This window comes from Streptomyces pratensis (assembly GCF_037137275.1).
In the GTDB taxonomy this organism is placed as follows: Bacteria; Actinomycetota; Actinomycetes; order Streptomycetales; family Streptomycetaceae; genus Streptomyces; species Streptomyces pratensis_B.
This window is the reverse complement of sequence record NZ_JBBBEN010000080.1, coordinates 1-6,316: the sequence shown is the minus strand read 5'-3', so window position 1 is coordinate 6,316 and position 6,316 is coordinate 1. Positions and strand designations below refer to the sequence as shown.

General features: G+C 73.2%; 2 protein-coding genes. Both read right to left on the bottom strand.

What is annotated here, in order from left to right; translation table 11 throughout:
* Nucleotides 1-4,898 (bottom strand): amino acid adenylation domain-containing protein (locus V9U70_RS10315; RefSeq protein WP_336674207.1); only part of this gene is annotated, 4,898 nt, incomplete at its 3' end.
* On the bottom strand, nucleotides 4,895-6,316 hold a 1,422-nt coding region (locus V9U70_RS10310; protein ID WP_336674206.1), incomplete at its 5' end, for a non-ribosomal peptide synthetase. The genes V9U70_RS10315 and V9U70_RS10310, both read right to left, overlap by 4 nt.

The following is a 6,316-nucleotide window of genomic DNA, read 5'->3' as shown; positions in this document are numbered from 1 at the left end:
TCCAGCAGGACGCCGACCGGGGTGTGCGGGCGCACGCCCAGCGCGCGCAGGTGGTGCGCGAGCCGGTTGGCGCGCGCGTCGAGCTCCGCGTACGTCACCGACGTGCCGGCCAGCGAGACGGCAGTCGCGCCCGGGGTGCGGCGGGCCTGCTCCTCGAACCGGGACGGTACGGCGGCGGTGTCGAAATCGGCCCGCTCACCGGTGCCTTCGGCCAGCAGGCGGTCCCGGTCGGCCGCCGGGAGGCAGGAGGCGGCGGCGTCGCCGAGCGGGTCGGCGGCCATGGCCTCCAGCACCTGGCGCAGGATGCCCGCGAGGTGCCGCAGGGCCTGCTCGGTCAGGTGCTTGCGTCCGCCGGTGAGGAAGAGGTGGCCCAGACGGGCGGAGACGCCGAGCGGGAACTCGGTGGGGCTGTCGTCGATGCTCGCCAGGTAGTCGACCTGCTCGCGGTCGACCTGGTCGAAGTCGTGGTAGCTGAAACGGACCGAGACCAGCCGGCCGGCGTCCGGCGCGGCACGCTGGATGTCGGGCATCGGGTAGCCGCGGTGCGGCCACAGCTCCACCTCGCGGCCGAAGACCCGCGCCACCAGGTCGGTCCAGGTGCCCGAGGCGCCGTCGAAGGCGAACGGCAGGGTGTTGAGGTGCATGCCGTAGACGCCGTCGGCGCCCAGCGCCTCGGGGCGCGCGTTGCAGACCAGGCCGGTGAAAAACCTCTCCTGGCCGGTGACCGCGCTCATCGTCCTGAGGTACGCGGCGTGCAGCACGCTCTTGAAGGACGCTCCGGCCGCCGAGGCCAGTGCGCGCAGCCGATCCTCCAGGTCGTGCACGGGAACCTTGACGCGGTGCGGGTCACCCGCCTCCCCGTCGCCCGCCCATGCCTCGGGGAAGGCGAACGGCTCGTAGCGCTCGACGATGTCCGTCCAGTACGCGCGGTCCGCGCCCTCCTCGCGCGAGGTCAGCTCGGCCGCGACGAAGTCCGCGAACCGGACGCCGGGTGCCTCAGGACGCGTGATCGCGGCGCCGCCGCGCGCCCGGTCGTACCCCTCGACGAGCTCCATCAGGAGGGAGTGGTGGCTCCAGCCGTCGAGGATGGCGTGGCACTCGGTGATCGTCAGCCACCAGCTGCCGTCGTCGCAGGCGTGCCCGGTCAGCCGCAGCTGCGGGGCCGCGTCCAGCGGGATGAGCGCGGCCCGCTCGCGGGCGGTGAACTCCCGCAGCGCGCTCTCGATGCCGGCGGCGTCCAGGCCGCCGAGGTCGTTGACCGTGACCGGCGGATCGACGTCGCGGTGCACCAACTGCATCGGCACGTCGTAGGAGTTGAGGTCGAAGGAGGTGCGCAGGACCTCGTGGCGCGTCACGGCCGCCCGGGCCGCCGCACGCAGCGCCTCGACCGAGAAGGGCCGGTCGTCCCGGACCCGGAACGACGTGGAGTTGTGGTACGGGCGGCGGGCGTCGCTGAGCATCTCGACGACCATGCCGATCTGGACCTGCGACATCGGGTACGCGTCGGCCAGGCCCGCCGGCATCCGCTTCCGGTCGGCGGCCGTGACCAGCTCGAACGGCTGGACGCCGGCCGTGCGGACCATAGGCGCGCGTTCGGCGAGCCGCTCCGAGAGACGGGCCACCGTGCGGTGCTCGAAGAGATCGCGCACGGACACGTCGAGACCGGCCTCGCGCAGGTGACCGGCGAGGTTGATGGCGCGCAGCGAATGCCCGCCCAGGTCGAAGAAGCTGTCGTGCACGCCGACGGACGGCACCTTGAGGACCTCGCCCCAGATCGCGGCCACCCGGCGCTCCAGGCCGGTGCGCGGCGCGGTGTACGTCTGGCCGGCGGCGCGCACGGCGCCGGGCTGCGGCGCGGGCAGCGCCTTGTCGTCGAGCTTGCCGTTCACGGTCAGCGGCAGCTGGTCGAGGGCGACGAAGCAGGCCGGGACCATGTACTCGGGCAGGTCGCGGCCGAGCGCGGTGCGCAGGGCGGCGGCGTCGAACTCCGTGCCGGGCGCGGGCACCACGTAGGCCACGAGCTGGCGGTCGCCGGGGGTGACCTCACGGGCCAGGACCACGGCGTCACGGACGCTCTCCCGCGCGGCGAGCACGGCGTTGATCTCGCCCAGCTCGATGCGGAAGCCGCGGATCTTGACCTGTTCGTCGTTGCGGCCGAGGAACTCCAGGCTGCCGTCGGCGAGCCGGCGGGCCACGTCGCCGCTGCGGTACAGCCGGCTGCCGGGCTCCCCGAAGGGGTCGGGCACGAAGCGCTCGGCGGTCAGTTCGGGCCGGCCCAGGTAGCCGCGCGCCACACCGCGCCCGGCGACGTGGATCTCGCCGAAGACGCCGACGGGGACCGGGTTGCCGCGTCCGTCGAGGAGGTGGACGGCCAGGTCGTCGAGGGCGACGCCGACGGGGCTGACGCCCGCGCCCAGGTCGGTCGCCGTCAGCTCGTGGTGGGTGACGTGCACGGTGGTCTCGGTGATCCCGTACATGTTGACGAGTGTCGGCCGGTCGAGGCCGAGCCGGTCGGCCCACGGCCGCAGGTCGGCGACCTCCAGCTTCTCCCCGCCGAAGACCACGGTGCGCAGCGCCAGCCGGTCCACGCGCGGGTCGCCCTCGCGGGCGGCGGCGACCAGGGCGCGGAACGCGGACGGCGTCTGGTTGAGGACGCTGACCCGCTGCTCGACGAGCAGGTCCAGGAAGGCGGACGGGTCGCGGGTCACCTCCTTCGGCACGACGACCAGGCGCCCGCCGTGCAGCAGCGCGCCGAACATCTCCCACACGGAGAAGTCGAAGGCGTAGGAGTGGAACAGCGTCCACACGTCGTCGGCGTGGAAGCCGGTGCGGCGGCCGGTGACGTCGAACAGGCGCAGCACGTTGGCGTGGGTGAGGCAGACGCCCTTGGGGCGGCCGGTGGAGCCCGAGGTGTAGATGACGTAGACGAGGTGGTCGGCGCCCGCGACGGGCTCCGGGTCGTGGGCCGGGGCCGTCCCCCGCGTCCCGTCGGCGTCCAGGACCAGGGTCGTGCCGGAGTGCAGCGGGGCCAGGAGCCCCGTGTGAGCGCTCTGCGTGACGACGACCGGGACAGCGGCATCGGCGATCATGAAGCCGAGCCGGTCGGCCGGTGCCGCCGGGTCGAGCGGCAGATAGGCGCCGCCCGCCTTGAGGACGCCGAGCAGCGCGGGGACCAGGTCGGCCGAGCGCTCCAGGCAGACGCCCACGAGGGTCTCCGGGCCGACGCCCGCCGCCTGCAGCCGGTGGGCGATGCGGTTGGCCCGTTCGTTGAGCTGCGCGTACGTCAGCTCCTCGGCCTCGAAGGTGACGGCGACGGCGTCCGGGGTCCGCCGGACCTGCGCCTCGAAGGCGCCGTGCACGGTGCCGGTGACCTCGCCGGTGACGGCGGCGCCCGCGGTGAGCCAGGCGTGCTCGTCCGCGCCGAGCAGGCCTAGGGCGCCGATCTCGCGGTCCGGGGTGGTGACGGCCGCGTCCAGCAGCCGCACCAGGTGCCCGGTGAGCCGCTCGGCGGTGGTGCGGTCGAAGAGTTCGATGGCGTACTCCAGGTGCCCGTGCAGGGACCCGTCGGCGCCCTCGCGGAACTGGAGGTCGAGATCGTACTTGGCGGCGTCGCCCTCGCCCTGGAAGGGTTCGACGGCGATGCCGGGCAGGGAGAAGGCGTCGGTGCGCTCGCCGTGCATGGTCAGCGCCACGTCGAACAGCGGGTTGCGGGCGAGGTCGCGTTCGGGCTGGACGGCGTCGATGAGCTGGGCGAAGGGCACGCCCTGGTGGTCGAAGGCGCCCAGCACGGTGTCCTTGGTGCGGGCCACCAGTTCGCGGAAGGTCGGCTCGACCTCCCAGTGGCCGCGCAGGACCAAGCTGTTGATGCCGTAGCCGACCATGCCCTGGAGCTCGGGGCGGCCGCGCCCGGAGACGACGGTGCCGACGGCGATGTCGGTGGTGCCCGTGTACCGGGCGAGCAGGCCGTGGTAGGCGGCCAGGAACACCATGAAGAGCGTGGCGTTCTGGTCCTCGGCGAACGCCCTTAGCCGGGTGGCGAGTTCGCCGGGCAGGGAGAAGGCCACGGTGGCGCCGGACGCGTCACGGACGGCCTTGCGGGGGCGGTCGGTGGGCAGCTCGATGGGGGTGAGCCCGACGAGTTGGCTCTTCCAGTAGTCGAGGTGGCGCTCCAGCGTCGCACCGGACATCTCGGCGCGCTGCCAGGCGGCGAAGTCGGCGTACTGCACGGGGACCGGCGGAAGGGCCGCCTCCGTACCCTCGGCGAGGGCCGTGTAGAGGGCGCTCACTTCGCGGGCGACGACCTCGGTGGACCAGGCGTCGCAGGCGATGTGGTGGAAGACCAGGGCCAGGACGTGCTCGTCGTCGGCGAGCCGCAGCAGCCGGCCCCGGACGGGCAGGTCGCGCTCCAGGTCGAAGGGGAGGAACAGCTCGCGGTCGATGACGTCCTGGACGGCGGCCGTCCGCGCACCGGGGGCGGTGCCGGTCAGGTCGACGACGGGCAGGGTGACCCGCTCGGCGTCGGAGACGACCTGGACCGGGCTCTCCCCGGCCAGGGTGTAGCGGGTGCGCAGGATCTCGTGGCGGTCGGTGAGGCGCTGCCAGGCGGTGCCGAGCAGGCCGGCGTCGAGGGGCCCGGTCAGGGTGACGACGAACGGGACGAGGTACTGGGTGCTGTCCGGGTCGAGGCGGCTGAGGAACCACATCTGTTCCTGGCCGTAGGAGAGCCGCAGGGGGGCCGCCCGGTCGGCCCGCGGTATCGCCGGTCTGCGGCCGGGGCCCCGGCCGGCCAGGCGCCGCCGGATCAGTTCCTGGCGGGCCCGCTCGGCGGCCTGGACCTCCGGGCCCGCTCCGGGCTCGTCGGTGCCGAGGCCGGCGGGGATGATCGCGTCCGTGCTCATACCGTGAACTCCTTCGCCAGGGCCTGGCCGTTCGTCGGGGTTGCGTGCGGGTGTGCGGCTGGGGGGTACGCGGCCAGCTCCGCGTCGATCTCGGCGGTGACCGTGGCCTCCACGGCGGCGGCGAGACGGGCCACGGTCGGGCCCTCGAAGACGGTGCGCACCTTGAAGTCGATGTCGAACTCCTCCTGGATCCGCGAGATGAGGCGGATGGCGAGGATCGAGTTCCCGCCGCTCTGGAAGAAGCTGTCCTCCACGCCCACCCGGGTGCCGAGGAGTTCGCTCCAGATGTCGGCGATCCGCTCCTCGGTGACGGTGCGGGGTGCGATACCCGCCGCAGGGTCCGCGGTGTCGTCGGGGTCGGGGAGGGCGCGTTTGTCGGTCTTGCCGTTGGTGTTGAGGGGGATGGTGTCGAGAGCGATGTAGGCGGTGGGGAGCATGTAGTCGGGCAGCCGCTCGGCGGCGTGCTTCCCGAGGTCGGCCGCATCGACGGAGCTCCCCTCGGTGCTCACGTAGTACGCGACGAGGTGGGTCTCGCCGGCCGTGGTCGTGCGGGGTATGACGACCGCGTCGCGGATGGCGGGGTGGTCGGTGAGGACGCTCTGGATCTCGCCGGGTTCGATGCGGTGGCCGCGGATCTTGATCTGGTCGTCGAGGCGGCCGAGGAATTCGACGGCGCCGTCGGGGCGGGTGCGGACGAGGTCGCCGGTGCGGTAGAGGCGGTCGCCGGGTGTTCCGTGCGGGTCGGGTACGAAGCGGTCGGCGGTGAGGTCGGGTCGGCCTGCGTAGCCGCGGGCCACGCCGGTGCCGCCGACGTACAGCTCGCCCGGGACGCCGATCGGGGTGGGTTCGAGGGCCGCGTCGAGGACGTACATGGTCATGTTGGGCAGAGGGGTGCCGATGGGCAGCACCTCGGCCGCCTCGTCTGCGGGTACTGGGTAGACGCAGGTTCCGACGGATGCTTCGGTGGGTCCGTATTCGTTGATCAGCCGGGTGTGCGGGGCGAGGGTTCGCCAGCGTTCCAGGGTGGTGCGGGTGAAGGCCTCGCCGGCGACGACGAGCACCGGCGCGAGGGATGCGGCCTGTTCGGCGGTCAGCTGCTCGACCAAGACGTCGAGATGGCCCGGTGTCAGCTTGATGAAGCTGTACGGTCCCGCCGCGGCGACCTCACGGCCGAGGTCGGCCATGTCGGTGTCCTGGGCGACGGTGTGGACCTTCTGGCCGGTGACGAGGGGGGCCCAGAGGTTGGGGACGACGAGGTCGAAGGCGACCGAGGAGAACAGCGGTGCGCCGCCCTGTCCCTGGGACGCCAACTCCCGTGCCGCCCAGGCGACATGGTTGGCCAGGCCCTGGTGGGTGACCTCGACGCCCTTGGGGCGGCCGGTCGAGCCCGAGGTGAAGATGGTGTAAGCCAGCGCCTG